We start from the raw sequence: 18,106 nt of genomic DNA on the forward strand, positions 1-18,106 counted from the left end.
CCGTTTGCTGCTGCCTGAACCGTTTCTGCCCTTTGCGGAAAGGATAGATTTACGCAGAAAATCATTACACAAACAATCAGGTAACATATAAGTTTTTTCTTTTTCCTATGCATGAAACTATTATAACCCCCTGTCGTTTTTTATTTAATACCATTATAACAAATATAATCTGAAATACAAGTTTTCAATATTAAGAAGAAAAATAAGTTGTGAATATAGGATGGACAAATAAATTATAACAGGATATAATAAAAAAATTAGGGAGAAAGGAAGAAATTCAGCATTGTACAGAGAATACGACGAAAAAATATTGACACGAATAAAAAATACTGAAAAGGATATCCTGATTTATTTCCAGGATATATGTGAAAAATATAATCTGAAATATTTTGCAGCGTTTGGAACTTTGCTCGGGACAATACGTCATGGTGGTTTCATACCCTGGGATGATGATATAGATGTTGCGATGCCGAGAAAGGATTATAACCGCTTTCTGGAAATCATGCAGAGGGAGGAGAACAGTAGATTTTCCCTGCAGATTCCGGAGACTGACAGTAAATATCATCTGACTTTTGCAAAATTGAGAATGAAAAACACAAAATTTTTGGAAGAGCGCCTGGTAGAAGCAGATGCTCAGGAAGGTTTTTACATAGATATTTTTCCATATGACAATATTCCGGATGATGAAAAGCAGGCGAAAGCCCATATGAAAAAATGTGCCTTGTGGATTCGGCTTTTTAGTGTGAGCAGAATAAAGGAGCCACAGATTGGGAGCCGCGGCCGTATTGATATCTTTGTCAGGATTATCTGGTATGTTTTATATTATTTTTTAAAATTAATACCGTCTGCGGATAAACGTATTTGGAAAAAGTGTAATAAATATTTCACTATGTATGAGAACTGTGATACGAACAGGTCAACTCTTCTGGTGAGTGAGCCGGAAAAATGGGTAATATACAAAAAAGAAATGGAGCAACTGGAAAAACGGCAGTTTGAGGATATCCAGGTCGCGGTGCCGAAAGACTATGACGCTGTTTTAAAGAGAAATTATAATAATTATATGGAACTTCCGCCCCAAGAGGAGAGGGTGAACCATGTACCGGTTGAGGTTCAGTTTCCGGGGGAAGAAACCATTATACTTAAAAAGTGAGGAGTAAGGGATGCAGCCTGCTATAACGATAATCGTACCTGTTTATAATACGGAAAAATATCTCAGAGAATGTTTGGAATCCCTGGTACACCAATCCTTTCAAAATATAGAGATTCTGCTGATAAATGATGGGAGTACAGATAAATCACAGAATATAATTGATGAATATAGTGAAAAATATACCTTTGTAACAGGAATAACAAAAGAAAATGGAGGAAGTTCCTCTGCAAGAAATTTGGGACTGCAGCATGCAAAAGGTGAATTTGTTATTTTTATAGACAGTGATGATTATGTGGATGAACGTTACGCTGAAACATTGTATCGTACTGCTGTCCGTCAGTGTTCTGATATGGTAATCTGTGATTTTGTGAGAGTAACGGATGATGGAAAAGTGACAAGGGATTATAAGCTTGATCTGGGTAAGGAAAAAATCCGCATCTTGACGTTTCTTTCGTGTAATCGAATCATACGCAGAAGTTTATTTGAAAATTTTGATATCCGCTACTGTGAGGGGATTACATGTGAAGATATACCGGTTATATTGCAGTTGGAAGCTGTGGCCCGGAATGTAAAGATACTTCCCTACGCAGGATACTACTATCGGATGAATCCGGAATCCGCAACGTCAGGATTTAAAAAAAGAGGTATCAGGAAAGAAAAAATACCATTTGATGCCTTAGATCAATGTATACAATTCTGCCTGAAAAATGGGAAGAATTTTACAAAACCTCAATTGGAATTTTATATCTGCAGAATCGTTACCAGCTTAATATTTGAAGTGGCAAAAGGCGGGGAACGTGATGTGATCATTTATATGTGCAGGCGGCTTAGAAAAATGTTTGAATGTTATTTTCCGGATTATTATAAAAATCAATACATCAAGCTGACGGCCGTGCCCCATATACCTTTCTCTCAAAGAGCAGGAACCTGGCTATGTATCCATCTTATGAGAAGAAAATGTTTGGAGCCATTTGCATGCTTATACGCAGGGATCAGCAAATAGACGAGAGAATGGTGAATCATGGAAAATAAAAAACTATCTGTTCAAAAAAGTATATTGTGGAATTCAGTAGGAAGCCTTATCTATCTGGCAACACAATGGCTGATTACTATATTGGTTGTCAGACTGGCCGGAGTCGATGCGGCCGGAAATTTAGCGCTTGCCATGTCTGTGGGAAATCTCATGTACAGCATTGCGCTGTTTGGTATGAGAAATTTTCAAGTGTCTGATATTGTAGAAGAGTACAGAAATGGCGTTTATATAGCAAGCAGATTGATTACCTGTTTTGTCTCTGTGATAATAGGGACTGTTTATGTACTTTGTATGTCCTATACAGCGGAGCAGAGATGGTGTATTGGTATATATTGCGTCTTTAAGGCATCCGAGGCTCTTTATGATGTCTATGCCGGTATCAGCCAGAAAGTATGGAGAATGGATTATATTGGTAAATCCTGGGTGATAAAGGGAATCTGCACCTTTGTGGCATTCTGTGGGGTGCTTTATCTTACAAAAAATATAGTATTCGCCATATTGGCTATGACAATTGTATCTTTTGTTGTTATTCTGATATATGATATACCGAAAAACAGAGAGATAGCTGAAATCAGTATTTTGTGGAAGGGGAAAGAAATCGCATCTCTTCTGTATAAATGCATTCCTCTTCTGGTTTATTCTATGCTGACAACAGCAATCGCTACGATACCCAGGCTCATACTTGAAAAAATCTGTGGCAGCTATGCGCTTGGCATATATGGCTCGGTGGCTGCGCCAACTATGATCGTTCAAATGGGGGCATCGTATATCTATTCGCCGTTTATTACACTGTTTGCAGAAAGATATCACCATAAAGATAAAAGAGGCTTCTGGATAGCTTTCAGAAACTGCTTTTTAGCCATTGCGGTTCTCTCTGTCTGTGCTATGATTGGAGGAAAGCTGCTTGGACACTGGGGATTAATGCTGCTTTACGGGAAAGAAGTGGCAGTACATGAAGCGCTGCTTCTTCCTTTGATAGCTGCGACCATTTTAACAGCGATACTATGGCTGTTTTGTGGTATACTGACAGCGGTCAGGGAGTTTAAGGGACTGATCGTAGGAAATGTGGCTGCGGTATTATTCAGTGCTGTCTGCAGTTTTGTTTTGATCCCTAAGATGGAGATGCAGGGGGCTACAATAGCGCTGATCATAGCGCTGGGTATTTCCTGCTGTATTTTATTCGGATGTTTGTGCAGAAGCTGGAGAGAGAAATAAACAGATGGGAGAAGATATGAAAGAAGAACATATTTTTGCTATATGTGCTTATAAAGAGAGTGCATATTTAGAAGCGTGTATTCAATCATTAAAGAGGCAGACCAGAAAAAGCAAAATTATTCTGGCTACATCCACACCGAACACATACATAGAGAATCTGTGCAGTAAATATCAAATTCCTATGTATGTAAATAAGGGAGAAAAGGGTATCACACAGGACTGGAATTTTGCATACCAGTGTGCTGACAGCCGTTATGTCACTATAGCGCATCAGGATGATGTGTATCTGCCGGATTATTGGGAAAAGGTTTATAATCATATAAAAAGGGCAAAAAAACCATTGATTGCCTTCGGTGATTACGGAGAACTTAGAAATAAAACCGTTGTCACAGATAACAAACTGTTAAAAGTAAAAAGAACCATGCTGCTTCCGCTGCGTATTCGGAAATTTTGGTCCTCAAAATTTATAAGAAGGCGTATTTTGTCATTTGGATGTGCAATATGCTGCCCTTCTGTTACATTTGACAAAAAGAATCTGCCTCAGCCGGTGTTCCGTCCAGGATTCAGGAGTGCAGAGGACTGGGAGGCCTGGGAACGGCTGTCCAGAAGAAAAGGCAGTTTTGTCTATGTACATGATGTTATTATGTATCATAGAATTCATGAGGAATCGGAAACAAGTATCATTTTGAAAGACAATGCCAGGAAAAAAGAAGACTATACCATGTTCAGAAAATTCTGGCCGGCACCGATTGCCAAAATGCTGGTAAAATTATATAGCAGCAGCGAAAAATCAAACGAATTATAACTGAGGGAATAAACTTATGAAGAAGCTTATTATTATACCGGCATATAACGAAGGGGAAAATCTGAAAAACACCATTAAAAATATACAGACGTATGCGCCCAGCTTTGATTATGTAATTGTAAATGACTGCTCAAAAGATAATACAAGGGAGTTATGTAAGACAGAAAAATTCCATGTGATCAATCTTCCGGTTAATTTGGGGATAGGCGGTGCTGTCCAGACCGGATATCAATATGCAATGGAAAATGATTATGATCTTGCCGTTCAGGTGGATGGTGACGGACAGCACGATGCCAGATTCCTTAATACTATGGCAGATTATTTGCTGGAAAATAAAGTGAACATGGTGATTGGATCCAGATTTATCGAAAAAAAAGGATTTCAGTCATCCGGGATCCGCAGACTGGGCATTCGTTTTTTTACGGGATTGATTCGATGCCTCACCGGAAAAAAAATCACAGACCCTACATCCGGGCTTCGGATGGCGGATAGTGAGATCATTAAAATGTTTGCACAGAACTATCCCAAGGACTACCCTGAACCGGAAACGGTGGTATCTGTAATAAGAAAAGGTAAACGGGTGGAGGAACTGCCGGTTGAAATGCATGAAAGGCAGGGAGGCGTATCCTCTATATCCCCTAAAAAATCTATTTATTATATGATAAAAGTGAGTTTGGCAATTATTATCGAATGTCTGAGATAAGGGGGAGGATCATGAACATTAAGACACAGATTGTGGTAGCAGTGATTGTAATATTAGCGTTCTTTTATCTGGGAGCAATGGTCAGGAAGAATAAGATAGAAATAAAATATGCATTACCCTGGGGTTTTATGGGATGTGTGATTTTAATTCTGGATTTCTTTCCGGGGATTATTGAAGAGATGGCAAAAATCAGCGGAGTTGGAGTTCCTATAAATTTTATATTTTTTCTGGGTTTTTGTTTCCTGCTGGCACTTACGTTTACTCTGAGCGTTTTGGTATCTGATTTGTCTCAAAAAACAAAAACATTAACACAAAAAATAGGTATTTTGGAAGAAAAGCTGGAGAGCAAGGAGAAAACAGAGAAGCATGATTAAGATAACTGCAAAGAATGAAAAAAAATCTTTTATTATATACGGTCTGTTGTTAATGATAATGTGCCTGTCTCTCTTATGTTTTTATTTTTTTATGGTCAGGCCAGCAAGTTTTGAGGAAGTTTCCTATCAGCCGAACTATCCTCAGGAGGCGTCTGCAAAGGAGATGAAGCTTCAAAAGGGTCAGACATGGGTACAGACTATAAAAGGAAGCAGAAACGAAATCACAAGCTTTGATATTATGTTTGGTGCTGGCAAAAGTGCGAATGTGAGTGTTGATTTCCATGAAAAAAAATCAGGGCAGCTTTTGGGCAGTTGGAAATTGGAAGTGCCGGAGGCTGAGGAATCACATTATCAGCATTTTGCTTTTGAAACTCCTGTTGATAATGCTATGGGGAAAGAGTATGAGATAAAGATACAGACAGAGGAGACATCGGAACCGACGGTCAGTCTGCCATATACAGAAAAAGATTTTTATGGAAATGGCAGTTTAACAGCGGGGGGTGAAAAACTGGATGGAGATTTATTCTTTCTTTTAAATGCGACAAGTGGATTTATGCGCAAATTATTTATGGGGTTTGTCGCATGGGTGATTCTTGGAGGTGCTGTGCTTGCATTTTTAGTCATTCGCAGAAAGTGCAGAACAGAGAATTTATTTTTGGTTTTGGGTCTTACATGGGGAATGTTTTTCGTGATATTCTTTCCGCCAAACACAGCTCCGGATGAAAATGCCCATATAGCAACTGCCTATTCAAATGCTGACAGAATCATGGGCAGAGAAGCAGAAGACGAGCAGGGAAAAGTATCTGTCAGAGCGTCTGATTTAAATATACCTGTGATGACGGATGTCTCCAGAAAGACATTTAACATGGTTTATGAAAAATGGCAGGAGCCTGTGAATGATCAGGCTGTGTCCTATATCAGGGGAAGGCTGGGAACCCCTATAGTTGCACATCTTCCACAGACAATCGGCGTTGTTTTGGGATGGCTGACAGGGCAGGGGGCAGTGCAGACTCTGTATCTGGGGAAATTTATGGGACTTTTGTTCTATATTTTCTGTGTTTATTGGGCTATCAGATTTATACCATGGGGAAAAATGAGTTTGATGTTGATCGCGCTGTTTCCAATGTCTCTGGAATTAGCCGGGTCTTTCTCTTACGACTGCCTTGTTAACGCGCTGTGTTTCCTGTTTATTGGTTATACCATGCGTCTGATTTATAAAAAAGAAATAGTAACATGGAAAGATATACTCTTTCTTGCGGCAATTGCGGGTATCATGGCACCATGCAAAATAGCTTATATATTTGTATGTGGTATTTGTTTCCTGATACCCAAGAAAAAGTTCAGAAAAAAACAGTATTTTATCGGATGCGGAATGATCATGGCGTCCGGAGTGGTGTTTCTCATTATTGAAAGAATGAGTTTTCTATATAACAGCCTCGTTGCAACCGGTGAATCCGCAGGTGCTGTAGAGGGTGCTGTAGGATTTTCTCTCCATGATATCATAAGCCAGCCCATCAACAGTCTCAAGATGGTATTTAATACTTATTTTGAGCAGGGAGAATATTATCTGGGTACTATTGTGGGACAATCCCTTGGGTGGTTTCAGGTTAATATATCCTGGGTTGTGATTGCCGGCCTGCTGCTTCTTTTGTTTATGACCACTTTCTCCAGTGCGCAGGAAAGCGAATGTATGACTGCAAAAGAAAGAATTGTGGTGATAATGCTAAGCCTCATCATGATAGGTGGTACGGTAATGGGGATGTGGCTGAATTTTACACCTGATTTCTGTACTTATATCGCAGGGGTGCAGGGACGTTATTTCCTTCCGTTTTTACCTCTGCTGGTTCTTGCGGTTAAAAATAAAACAATTTATATCAGAAAAAAAATGGATTATGGTCTGGCGGCTGCAGTGTTTGCCCTGGAATTTATGGCTGCACTTGACGTCTGGAGATATATTATCAAATAGGAGTATAGATGGAAATGTATGATTATGTGATAGCAGGCAGCGGTCTTTTTGCAGGGACGTTTGCCTATCTGGCAGGGCAGAAGGGAAAAAAATGTCTTGTGGTGGAGAAAAGAGACACAATGGGAGGAAATCTGTACTGCCAGGACATAGAAGGGATACATGTCCATAAATATGGCGCGCATATATTCCATACCAGCAATAAGAAAGTATGGGAGTTTGTAAATTCACTGACGGAGTTTAACCGGTATACCAATTCTCCCATTGCAAATTACAAAGGTGAAATATACAATCTGCCCTTTAATATGAATACATTCAATAAACTTTGGGGTGTGCAGACACCAAAAGAAGCAGAGCGTATCATAGAATCACAGAGAGCTGCCATGAAAGGGGAACCTGCAAATCTGGAGGAACAGGCTGTTCGGCTTGTGGGAACAGATATCTATCAAAAATTGATCAAAGGGTATACAGAGAAGCAGTGGGGAAGGGACTGCCGGGAACTTCCCACGTTCATTATCAAGAGGATTCCGGTGAGGTACACCTATGATAACAATTATTTTAATGATGCATATCAGGGAATCCCAAAAGGAGGATATAATCCTCTGATAGACCGCTTGTTTGCAGGATGTGATGTTGAACTGGAAACGGATTTTAACCAGTATAGAGAAAGGTATGAAAAACTGGGAAAAAAAGTTTTATATACCGGAACACTGGATTCCTATTATGGTTATCAATATGGCAAACTGGAATACAGAAGTCTTCGGTTTGAGAGTGAGACATTGAATATTGAAAACTATCAGGGTGTTGCTGTCATGAATTTTACTGACAGGGAAACTCCTTATACAAGAATCATAGAACATAAACACTTTGAATATGGAACGCAGGAGAAAACGGTCATCACAAAAGAATATCCTCAGTCCTGGGAGGAGGGAAGAGAGCCGTATTATCCGGTTAACGATCACACAAATCAGACATTGTTTGAAAAATACCGGATACTTGCTGCGCAGGAGCACAACGTCTTGTTCGGAGGGCGCCTTGCGGAATATAAGTATTATGATATGGACAAGGTAATAGAGGCTGCGTTTGACCTGGCTGACAGGGAATTGGCATAAAAGATTGAAATTCTGACAGGAAAATGCTATAGTATATAAGATTCAAGCACGGAAAATCAGGAGGCAGACGGCAGTATCCAGTGGGTACTGCTGGTTTGCGTATAAGGAGAAATGTTTAAGATATGGAGAAAAAACGGAAATGGAGATACCTGAAAACATTTGCCGCGGCAATGATGCTGTGTACCTGTTTGATAGCAGAACCGGCAGCAGCAGTTAATAACGGGACGGTATATCCCATAACGAGCAATGAAATGGCCGGCTGGCCCCAAGGACCTGAAGTGGCATGTGAGACGGCGGTCTTAATGGAAGCAGACAGTGGAATCGTCCTTTATAATAAGGGAATGGATGAACTTCGTTATCCGGCAAGCATTACAAAGATCATGACAGCGCTTCTTGCCATTGAGAATTGTTCTCTGGATACCCAGGTGACATTTTCAGAGACTGCGGTTGCGGCAGAACAGGTCGCAGGCAGCAGTACAATCAATATGCAGGTGGGAGAAGTGATAACGATCAGAGACTGCCTGTTTGGGCTGATGATCCAGTCAGCCAATGAGGTGGCGATCCAGCTGGCTGAGACCGTGTCGGGCTCTGAAGCCGCCTTTGCAGAATTAATGAATCAGAAAGCAGCAGAGATTGGCTGTAAGAATACACATTTTGTCAATGCCAGCGGGCTTCCGGATGAAAATCATTATACAACAGCGTATGATATGGCGCTTATTTTTCGGGAAGCTTTGAAAAATGATACCTTCAAAGAGATAATTGGTATGCAGACCTATTATATACCTGCAACTAATCTGACAGCCACAGAGCGCAGACTCCATACGCATCATCCGCTTTTGGCAGAGGAGAGTGCAGAGCATTATGAAGGGTGTATCGGTGGAAAATCAGGCAGTACAGAAGCCGCAGGCAAGACTCTGGTAACAGGAGCTGAACAAAATGGAGTGACATATCTGGCTGTTGTCATGAAAGGTGCTGATATGGCACCGAATTGTGCAGATACCACAAATCTTTTTAATTATGGATTTCAAAACTTTGAGAAAAAGGAATTAAACGGTGGTTCTCTTCTGCTTCCAAAGGGGATCACCATGGAGCAGCTGGAAACATCGGAGGAAAAACAGGAAAATGGTAATACCCTGGTCAAATACAGCTATTCGGGGCAGTATTTGGGCAGTGAAATAAAAGAACCTCCAAAAGAGGAAAAAATTAAATCAGAAGAGAAGCAGGAAGATAAGACATCTGATAATACGGCTGCTGCAAAAGACAAAGAAGACACGAACTCAAAAGACGGCACAGAGAATATTTCGTTGACAAGCATTCTTCTTATTATAATGGCCGCTTTAATTATTGTTTTGATCGTACTTCTTGGGGTTCTTGTGCGGCATGACAGAAAGAGAAAGAAGAAAAGGCGCAGAAAGAAAAAATAGTGTACCACAAATGTATAAAATATAATTTAAATGAAAAGAGGACAAAACAATGGGTAAAATTACTGTAGAAACATGTGAGATTGAAGGTTTGAAAATCATCACTCCGGCCGTATTCGGGGATGAGAGAGGCTATTTTATGGAAACATATAATTATAATGATTATAAGGCTGCAGGCATTGATATGGAATTTGTACAGGACAATCAGTCAAGTTCAAGAAAAGGTGTTTTAAGAGGCCTGCATTTTCAAATCAATTTTCCACAGGATAAGCTGGTAAGAGTAGTGAGCGGAGAAGTATTTGATGTGGCCGTAGACCTGCGGCCAGGTTCAAAAACATTTGGAAAATGGCATGGTGTTCTTCTATCAGCTGAAAATAAAAAACAGTTTTTTATACCAAAGAACTTTGCGCATGGATTTGTAGTATTATCAGATTCGGCTGAATTTGCTTATAAATGCACTGATTTTTATCATCCGAATGATGAGGGCGGACTCAAATGGAATGATCCGGAGATAGGTGTTGCATGGCCGCTGCCGGAAGGAATGACAGAGGAGGACCTGATTATCTCTGAGAAAGACCATAAGTGGGGCGGCATTAAAGAGTACACAAAAAACAGGTAAACAGGAGCAGAATATGAAAGAAAAAATATTTGGATTGCCATTGGAACTATATCATAACAGAGGTTTGATTTTGACCCTGGCTAAGAATGATTTCAAAACAAAATACGCAGGTTCTTATCTGGGTATTGTCTGGGCATTTATCCAGCCGATCGTTACGATTATGGTGTACTGGTTTGTGTTTACAGTCGGGCTGAAGGCAGGAGATATGGCTGAATATCCCTTTGTACTTTATCTGATATCCGGTATTGTTCCATGGTTCTTTTTTCAGGATGCCCTGAATGCAGGAACAAACGGTCTGATTGAGTATAACTATTTGGTCAAAAAAGTGGTATTCAAAATCAGCATACTTCCTATGGTAAAAGTGATTTCAGCTTTGTTTGTGCATGTGTTTTTTGTTGCGTTTGCTTTGGTTGTATGTGCGGCAAATGGTTATCCGCCAACCATACATACAATCCAGATCATTTACTATACAGGATGTACTTTTGTATTTTCACTGGCGCTTGTGTATATAACCAGTGCGGTTGTGATCTTTTTCAGGGACCTGACTCAGATTATCAGTATATTTCTGCAGGTGGGTATCTGGCTGACACCAATTATGTGGGATTTAGGCCGTATGGCTGATCATCCGCTGTTTGTAAAAGCGTTTAAGCTGAATCCAATGTATTACATCGTTTCCGGGTACCGCGATTCCATTCTGGGACGGGTATGGCTGACCGATCATCTGAAATGGGGATTATATTTCTGGTGTGTGACAATTGTACTGTTCGTTCTGGGAACTGTAATATTTAAGCGCTTAAAGCCGCATTTTGCAGATGTGTTATAAGAGAGGATAAAATATGTCAGAAATTGCAATTGCAGTAGATCATGTTAGTAAAATGTATAAATTATATGATAAGCCGATGGACCGCCTTAAAGAGTCTCTGGGCTTATCAAGGCAGAAAAAATATAAAGAGCATTTTGCCCTTGATGATGTATCATTTCAGGTACATCAGGGAGAAACTGTGGGTATCATTGGAACAAACGGCTCAGGAAAGTCCACAATTCTGAAAATTATCACCGGTGTACTGAATCCCACGGCAGGCGAAGTGCGTGTAAACGGACGAATCTCAGCACTGCTGGAGTTGGGAGCTGGATTTAACGGTGAGTATTCCGGTATAGAGAATGTTTATCTGAACGGAACCATGATCGGTTTTTCCAGGGAAGAAATAGATGCGAAGATGGATGATATTTTAAGTTTTGCAGACATTGGAGAGTTCGTCCATCAGCCTGTAAAGACTTATTCAAGCGGTATGTTTGTGCGTCTGGCGTTCGCTGTTGCCATTAACATTGAACCGGAGATTCTGATTGTGGATGAGGCACTTTCTGTAGGTGATGTGTTTTTCCAGGCCAAGTGCTACAGGAAATTTGAAGAATTTAAAGAAATGGGGAAGACTATTTTATTTGTCAGCCATGACTTAAGCAGTATCGGAAAATACTGTGACAGAGTAGTGCTGTTGAATCAGGGACATAAGCTGGCTGAAGGCGGCGCAAAAGATATGGTGAATCTATATCGTAAAGTGCTGGTCAATCAACTGGATGATGATGAGGCGGAAAATCCGGGAGAAAATATGGAAAGTGCACCGGAGGAGGATAGCCTTCAAAAGGAAAAACTGAATCTGAATCCTGAAGTCCTGGAGTATGGGAGTAAGCTGGCAGAAATCGTGGATTTTGGTATCTATGACCATACGGGACTGATCACGAATGCCATAGACAAAGGGCAGCAGTTTTCGGTTAAAATGAAAGTTAAGTTTAATGATGATATCAGTGAACCTATTTTTGCATTTACCATTAAAGACCTGAAAGGGACAGAAATCACAGGTACAAATACCATGTATGAAAATTCTCCGGTCACACCCAAAAAAGCCGGAGATATCCAGGAGATAACATTTACCCAGATGATGAGCCTGGAGGCCGGTGAGTATATGCTGTGTCTGGGATGTACGGGATACAGAAACGGTGATTTTACTGTTTTCCACAGGCTTTATGATGTCTGCAACCTGACGGTCATTACAGATAAGAAAGCTGTCGGCTACTTTGATATGTTTTCTAAAGTTACGCTGAAATAAGCAGTTTGCGAAGGAGTTTTGTATGGCAGAGTTGAATTACGATTATGACACGCAGAATGGACAGTATTCAGATGGTGATATAGAGGAGCGTATGCTCGAAATGGCCAGACAGGGGATCACCTATGAGGAACTGCCCAAAGAGCAGGTTGAATTTCCCATGGTTTATCATTTTGCGGGTATCAGGGAAAATATTTTAAACTGGTATCCTTTTACAAAGCAGGATTCTGTTCTGGAGATAGGGGCAGGATGCGGTGCTCTGACGGGAATGCTGTGTGAAAAAGCAGGAAAAGTGACTGCGGTTGAGTTGTCAGGGAGACGTGCAGCCATTAATTATGAGCGTCACAAAGATTATGATAACCTGACGATTATGGTTGGAAATTTAAATGATATGGTGCTGGAAAAGGACTTTGACTATATTGTCCTTAACGGGGTTTTGGAGTACGCAGCCAGTTTTACGGATGGTGAAACGCCATATGAATCTTTTCTCAATAAAATGGCATCATTTTTGAAACATGACGGAAAACTGCTGGTAGCTATCGAGAACCGTCTGGGACTGAAATATTTTGCCGGGGCGCCTGAAGACCATACAGATATGTATTTTCTTGGGCTTAACCGCTATGCAGGAAATAATTCTGTACGTACATTTTCCAAGTCAGAGCTTACCAGGCTGTTTGAGAAGAGCGGCCTTTGTCATATGAAATATTATTATCCTTATCCGGATTACAAATTCCCAACAGAAATATTTACAGATGAGACTTTAAAAGTAATCGGTTACGGGAAACAATATCCTGTATTTACAGAAAACAGATTCAGTTTGTTTAATGAGACGGATGTGGCACATAGCCTCCTTAGAGAAGAAGTGATGGACAATTTTGTTAACTCCTTCTTGGTGGAAGCCTCCAGAGAGGATGTCATTAGAGATACAGAGATACTATATGCAAAAATCAACAGTGAGAGAAAAGAAGAGTTCCGGGTAATGACATTGATCCTGAAAAGGGAACAGGAGATCTTCGTTAAAAAGCAGGCCATGAATGCAAGGGCAAAAGAATTTTTGCATCAGATGGAGCGTTATGGACAGGCAGAACTGCCGGGCAGCTTTAAAAATCTGAAGTCTGTATACAAAGATGGTGCCGTGTCATATGAATTTCTTACAGGTAAAACTTATTACAATGTAATAAAAGATTACTTAAAAGAAGGAGACAGTAAAAGTATTGAAAAGCTCTTTCAGAACCTATATGAAACATATTTTACAGACAGTCTGATGGTTGAAGATTATCACACGGAAGAATTCGTCGCTATGTTTGGTGAAACAAAAGGAAGAGTTCCGCTTCGGTGTATTTCTCCTGCAAATATTGATTTGATCTGTCAGAATATTTTCCTTGAAGGGGAAGAGAAAACCATTATTGATTATGAGTGGATTGCTGACTTCCCTGTGCCGGTTGATTTCATTATGTGGCGTCTTCTGAATGAAATATATACAAAAATGCCCTCCTTAGATGCGGTCTGCCCGCGGCACAAGATAATAAAGAAATTGGGGATAACCCTGTCTGACCAGGAGGTGTATCTGCAGTGGGCACTGCATTTTGCTTATACTTATGTAGGATGTGATCAGCTGTCAAAATATGAAAAGCCTCCTGTTCCCATTTCTCTGGAACAGATTGCAGAGCAGGAAAAACTTAAAAAGTATCTGGACAGTAAAATCTATTATGACCTGGGAAGCGGTTTAAATGAAAATCAGGTGGTGGCTGCAAAGGTTCGTTTAGAGCGCAATTGCTTTAAAGCAGTCTATGATCTGCGGGGGATTTCCGGTATAAAAGGTCTGCGCTGGGATCCTGAAAATGGGTATTTTTGTAAGTGCAGGATAGATAAGGTGGATTGTAACTGTCGTGCGGTTTTAGTGCCAAACGGACTGCATCTGCAGGATAAAGACAGTACCGTATTTATAACAGAGGACCCTAATTACATTATCAGTACCCTGGAGCCGGACAAAGTGGAATATCTGGTGATCGAGGGAAAATTCTGGTACATGGACGATCAGTACAAGACAGAACTCCTGAGAGAGATGGCGTGTGAAAAATTACAGCCTTCACAGCCGGCTCCTGTACAGACCGAAACAAATGTGGAGCCGCCGGCAGTCACAATGAAAAGCAGAGCAAAAAAAGTGCTCCGTCCGGTTGTGCGTAAGCTTAGAAGAGAAGGTGATCCGGATAAGCCGCGTATATTGATCTGTCCGGGCAGCGTGGATCAGATTTCATATGAAAATAAGCTGCTCACTGTCATAGGGTGGGTATTTGATCCGGCCCATGAAATGGGAAAGCCGAGGATTGCTTTTTATCATGGTAAGAACAAGGTCAGTGAAACCGGTTATCAGGTGATCTATAGAAAAGATGTTGCGGAAAATATGGGAAATCAGGAGGCGGAAAGCAGCGGATTTTCAGTAACTGCAAGTGTCTATTCCCCGTTTGACCTGGATGTTTACTTTGAATTTGATACCATTGACGGAACTGGAGGCAGGTTACTGGGAACGATTCCGGGAGACAGGACACTGCCTGCAGATGCTGATATTCAAGTGTTTTCGGCAGAAGATGAGACAAGTATCGGTGATATCCGGTATTTTAAGAAGTGTTATGTGGATAAGCCGCTTCAGTTTCCGGAGGATTATCTTACACATGAGATAGATATTGTTGTTCCGGTCTATAACGGTCTTTCGTATTTTGATGCGCTCTTTGCAGGTGTAGAGAAAACCAGGATGAAGTACAGACTGATTATCATAGATGACTGCAGTCCGGATGAAAAAGTAAAGGAATACCTGGAGACATATGCAAAAGACCGACCGGAAGTGATTCTGCTTAGAAATGAACAGAATCTGGGATTCTTAAAAACAGTGAACAGAGGACTTAAACTGATACAAAATCACGCGGTGCTCCTGAATACAGATGTGGAGGTGCCTGAAAACTGGCTGGAACGTCTTATGTATCCCATTATATGCGGAACAAAAGTGGCTACAACCACACCGTTTACCACTTGCGGTACGCTCTGTAGTTTTCCTGAGTTCTGCAAGGACAATGCCATTTTTGAGGGTATGAAGCTATGGCAGATTGATGATGTATTCAGAAATATGAAACCGCAGTATCCATCTATGCCTACTGGAATCGGTTTTTGTATGGGCTTGAACCGTGAAGCACTTTCTGAAGTTGGGTATTTGGATGAAGAAAACTTTGGCAAGGGGTACGGGGAAGAAAATGACTGGTGTCAGCGGGCTTTGCAGGCTGGTTATCGGAACGTGCATGTGGATAATCTTTATGTATATCATAAGCACGGGGGCAGCTTCCTGTCAGAAGAAAAAATGATGCTTCTGGAGAAGCATTCTAAAAAATTACTGGAAAAGCATCCGGATTATAATAAAGATGTGGCAGAATACTGCAGAATTGATCCGGCAAGAATGGTAAGGCTTTATGCCATCATGCAGCTTCTGAACCAGAAGACAGAGGTAAAAACAATTGTGGCCTTTGATCATAATCTGGGCGGAGGTGCAACGGAATATCTCAATAAAAAAGTGAAAGAGGAGCTGCTGAAAGGCCGTCGTTTTATTGTTATACGGTATGATATATATACGAATAAATACCTGTTCTTATATCAGTACAAAGACTATAGGATTAAGTTCTTCTCAGAGAACCTGCAGCTTTTGCTGGATATGGTAAGGCGTGTTGATGAGATTTGGATCAACGAACTGGTGACATATCCGAAACTCTATGATTTTATGGAAAGAATAGTTGGCTGGAAAGAAGAGCACTGTGCTGTTCTGCGTATGCTGCTTCACGATTTCTTCTGTATCTGTCCTGCGGTCAACCTGATGGATAAAAATGGGGCGTACTGTAAAGCTGCGTCAGATGAGATTTGTAACCAATGTATACCGGATAACAGAAGCAATGCCTGTCTGGAATATGAAAGCGGGAGTGTCTGGCGTTGTAAGTGGAAAGAGTTTTTAAGGCACTGTGATGAGATATTTGCATTTTCTGATGATTCCGCAGACCTTTTAAACAGAGCTTACCCGGAAATATATAAAATCAGGGTCATTCCTCACGAACCCCATTATCTTCCGCCGATCAGTAAGAAATATAAGACAACCCCCACATTGAATATTGGCCTGCTCGGTGTTCTGTGTTATAAAAAGGGCTTGGATGTAGTGAAGGAAATGGTACGTGAGATAGAAAGGAAAAATCTCAACATACGTATCCATCTGATCGGAGTCAGTGATGAAGAGATTGACAGTCCGGTATTTTCGTATACAGGAAGATATACAAGGGAAATGCTTCCGAAACTTACCTTGGAAGAAGATATAGATATCTTTTTTATACCGTCAATCTGGCCGGAAACCTTTTCATATACAACCTCAGAAATCATGTCTATGAAGATGCCTATAGCAGTCTTCAACATTGGTGCACCGGTGGAGAGAGTGGCGCGTTATGACAGAGGAATTGTACTTGACAAGACAGATGCACCATCCGTTTTGGCGGAGATTTCAAAATTCGCGGAGGAAGTCTGCCATATTGATGAAATGCCGGTGCAGGAAGAAAAGATACTGTTTTTGGGAGAGGAGATTTCTTTTGCATCCAGATATCGTGTAGAGCATCTGAGGGAACAGCTCTTATGTCAGGGATATGCTTCCAGGTTTATCCAGATGGATGAGGCAAAAGAGTGCAGGCTTAAGGATTATAAAGCAGTGGTATTTTACCGCTGCAGTAATGAGGAGGGAGTCCGGAAGATAGTCCGTAAGGCAGAAGAACTGGGAATTCCGGCTTATTACGATATTGATGATTTGATATTTGATTATGATAGAATTGCTTCTCTGCATTTTCTGGAAGGTGAGGAATACAAAGATTTCAGGAGTACAACTCGTAAGATCCACGCCTGTATGGAGCAGTGCAGTGGCTATATCACTTCCACAGTAACCTTGGCAAGGCAGATTTCAGCTGAGTTTCCGCATAAACCTGTGGTGATCAACAGAAATACTGCAAGCATGGAGATGCAGATCCTTTCTCACGATGCAATAAAGACGAAAGTACCTGAAAAGGAAAAAACCTATATTGGATATTTCAGTGGTTCCAAGACTCATGACAGGGATTTCGCTGTTATCGAGGATGCTCTGATAGAAATGATGGAAAAATATCCACAGGTTATGTTAAAACTGGTGGGAGTTCTCTCAGAGGATAAGATGAAACGTTTCCAGGACCGCATTGAAAAGATGGGATTTATGGAGTGGCAGAAGCTTCCGGAGGCTCTTGCAGGAGTTGATATCAATTTGATGCCTCTTGAAAATACAGTGTTCCACAGCTGTAAATCAGAAAACAAATGGATGGAAGCAGCACTTGTGAAGGTGCCAAGTGTTATGAGCCGAAATGATGAGTTGGAGCCGCTGATCCAAAACGGTGTGGAGGGATATCTCTGCAGCACCAAAGAAGAGTGGGCAGAAGCTTTGGAAGCACTGATCACAGACAGTGAACTGCGACATAAAATAGGAAAAGCAGCGAATAAAAAAGTACTTGATCAGTATGTAACACAGAAGACAGGGCAGGAGGCTGTGAAGTTCCTGATGAAATAACAGA

13 protein-coding genes are annotated in these 18,106 nt (G+C 40.9%); all 13 read left to right on the forward strand.

Going from position 1 to position 18,106, the window contains the following annotated elements; all coding sequences use genetic code 11:
* Nucleotides 1–283: 283 nt before the first annotated feature.
* The 13 genes from LC508_RS26755 to LC508_RS26815 all read left to right on the forward strand — a co-directional run bounded on the left by LC508_RS26755 (nt 284) and on the right by LC508_RS26815 (nt 18,102).
* Nucleotides 284–1,150: a LicD family protein gene (locus tag LC508_RS26755; protein ID WP_158587231.1), complete on the forward strand. Its 867-nt coding sequence runs from the start codon at nt 284–286 to the stop codon at nt 1,148–1,150.
* 10 nt (nt 1,151–1,160) lie between these two features.
* Nucleotides 1,161–2,153: a glycosyltransferase family 2 protein gene (locus LC508_RS26760; protein ID WP_054352256.1), complete on the forward strand. Its 993-nt coding sequence runs from the start codon at nt 1,161–1,163 to the stop codon at nt 2,151–2,153.
* Between the two features lie 18 nt (nt 2,154–2,171).
* A complete protein-coding gene (locus LC508_RS26765; protein ID WP_054352257.1) occupies nt 2,172–3,398 on the forward strand; it encodes a lipopolysaccharide biosynthesis protein in 1,227 nt (408 codons plus the stop codon).
* Between the two features lie 16 nt (nt 3,399–3,414).
* Nucleotides 3,415–4,203, forward strand: coding sequence for a glycosyltransferase family 2 protein (locus LC508_RS26770; RefSeq protein WP_033143085.1), 789 nt, complete (start codon nt 3,415–3,417; stop codon nt 4,201–4,203).
* Between the two features lie 16 nt (nt 4,204–4,219).
* Nucleotides 4,220–4,906 (forward strand): glycosyltransferase family 2 protein, encoded by a 687-nt coding sequence (locus LC508_RS26775; RefSeq protein ID WP_033143049.1) that lies wholly within the window; start codon nt 4,220–4,222, stop codon nt 4,904–4,906.
* An 11-nt stretch (nt 4,907–4,917) separates the two neighbouring features.
* Nucleotides 4,918–5,280, forward strand: coding sequence for a DUF2304 domain-containing protein (locus LC508_RS26780; protein WP_033143050.1), 363 nt, complete (start codon nt 4,918–4,920; stop codon nt 5,278–5,280).
* Between the two features lie 163 nt (nt 5,281–5,443).
* Nucleotides 5,444–7,246, forward strand: a complete 1,803-nt coding sequence (locus tag LC508_RS26785; RefSeq protein ID WP_158587230.1) for a DUF2142 domain-containing protein — start codon at nt 5,444–5,446, stop codon at nt 7,244–7,246.
* Nucleotides 7,247–7,254: 8 nt separating this feature from the next.
* Complete coding sequence (gene glf / locus LC508_RS26790; RefSeq protein ID WP_054352260.1) at nt 7,255–8,355, forward strand: UDP-galactopyranose mutase; 1,101 nt, start codon at nt 7,255–7,257, stop codon at nt 8,353–8,355.
* A 122-nt stretch (nt 8,356–8,477) separates the two neighbouring features.
* Nucleotides 8,478–9,779, forward strand: coding sequence for a D-alanyl-D-alanine carboxypeptidase family protein (locus LC508_RS26795; protein WP_103731946.1), 1,302 nt, complete (start codon nt 8,478–8,480; stop codon nt 9,777–9,779).
* Between the two features lie 49 nt (nt 9,780–9,828).
* Nucleotides 9,829–10,395 carry a dTDP-4-dehydrorhamnose 3,5-epimerase gene (gene rfbC / locus LC508_RS26800; protein WP_033143053.1) on the forward strand — a complete coding sequence of 189 codons (567 nt, stop codon included), beginning with the start codon at nt 9,829–9,831 and terminating at the stop codon, nt 10,393–10,395.
* Nucleotides 10,396–10,408: 13 nt separating this feature from the next.
* Nucleotides 10,409–11,218: an ABC transporter permease gene (locus LC508_RS26805; RefSeq protein WP_033143054.1), complete on the forward strand. Its 810-nt coding sequence runs from the start codon at nt 10,409–10,411 to the stop codon at nt 11,216–11,218.
* Between the two features lie 13 nt (nt 11,219–11,231).
* Entirely contained in the window at nt 11,232–12,500 is a 1,269-nt protein-coding gene (locus tag LC508_RS26810; RefSeq protein ID WP_033143055.1) for an ABC transporter ATP-binding protein, read from the forward strand.
* A gap of 22 nt (nt 12,501–12,522) precedes the next feature.
* Nucleotides 12,523–18,102, forward strand: a complete 5,580-nt coding sequence (locus LC508_RS26815; RefSeq protein WP_103731947.1) for a glycosyltransferase — start codon at nt 12,523–12,525, stop codon at nt 18,100–18,102.
* Nucleotides 18,103–18,106: the final 4 nt, after the last annotated feature.

It is taken from the genome of Blautia parvula, from assembly GCF_020215665.1.
Lineage (GTDB): Bacteria > Bacillota > Clostridia > Lachnospirales > Lachnospiraceae > Blautia > Blautia celeris.

What these genes read in the sequence shown, in the direction of transcription:
- LC508_RS26785 (WP_158587230.1), top strand. Translation starts at nt 5,444, where the DNA reads ATGAAGCTTCAAAAGGGTCAGACATGGGTACAGACTATAAAAGGAAGC.
- LC508_RS26775 (WP_033143049.1), top strand. Translation starts at nt 4,220, where the DNA reads ATGAAGAAGCTTATTATTATACCGGCATATAACGAAGGGGAAAATCTG.
- LC508_RS26780 (WP_033143050.1), top strand. Translation starts at nt 4,918, where the DNA reads ATGAACATTAAGACACAGATTGTGGTAGCAGTGATTGTAATATTAGCG.
- LC508_RS26765 (WP_054352257.1), top strand. Translation starts at nt 2,172, where the DNA reads ATGGAAAATAAAAAACTATCTGTTCAAAAAAGTATATTGTGGAATTCA.
- LC508_RS26760 (WP_054352256.1), top strand. Translation starts at nt 1,161, where the DNA reads ATGCAGCCTGCTATAACGATAATCGTACCTGTTTATAATACGGAAAAA.
- LC508_RS26770 (WP_033143085.1), top strand. Translation starts at nt 3,415, where the DNA reads ATGAAAGAAGAACATATTTTTGCTATATGTGCTTATAAAGAGAGTGCA.
- rfbC (WP_033143053.1), top strand. Translation starts at nt 9,829, where the DNA reads ATGGGTAAAATTACTGTAGAAACATGTGAGATTGAAGGTTTGAAAATC.
- LC508_RS26805 (WP_033143054.1), top strand. Translation starts at nt 10,409, where the DNA reads ATGAAAGAAAAAATATTTGGATTGCCATTGGAACTATATCATAACAGA.
- glf (WP_054352260.1), top strand. Translation starts at nt 7,255, where the DNA reads ATGGAAATGTATGATTATGTGATAGCAGGCAGCGGTCTTTTTGCAGGG.
- LC508_RS26795 (WP_103731946.1), top strand. Translation starts at nt 8,478, where the DNA reads ATGGAGAAAAAACGGAAATGGAGATACCTGAAAACATTTGCCGCGGCA.
- LC508_RS26810 (WP_033143055.1), top strand. Translation starts at nt 11,232, where the DNA reads ATGTCAGAAATTGCAATTGCAGTAGATCATGTTAGTAAAATGTATAAA.
- LC508_RS26815 (WP_103731947.1), top strand. Translation starts at nt 12,523, where the DNA reads ATGGCAGAGTTGAATTACGATTATGACACGCAGAATGGACAGTATTCA.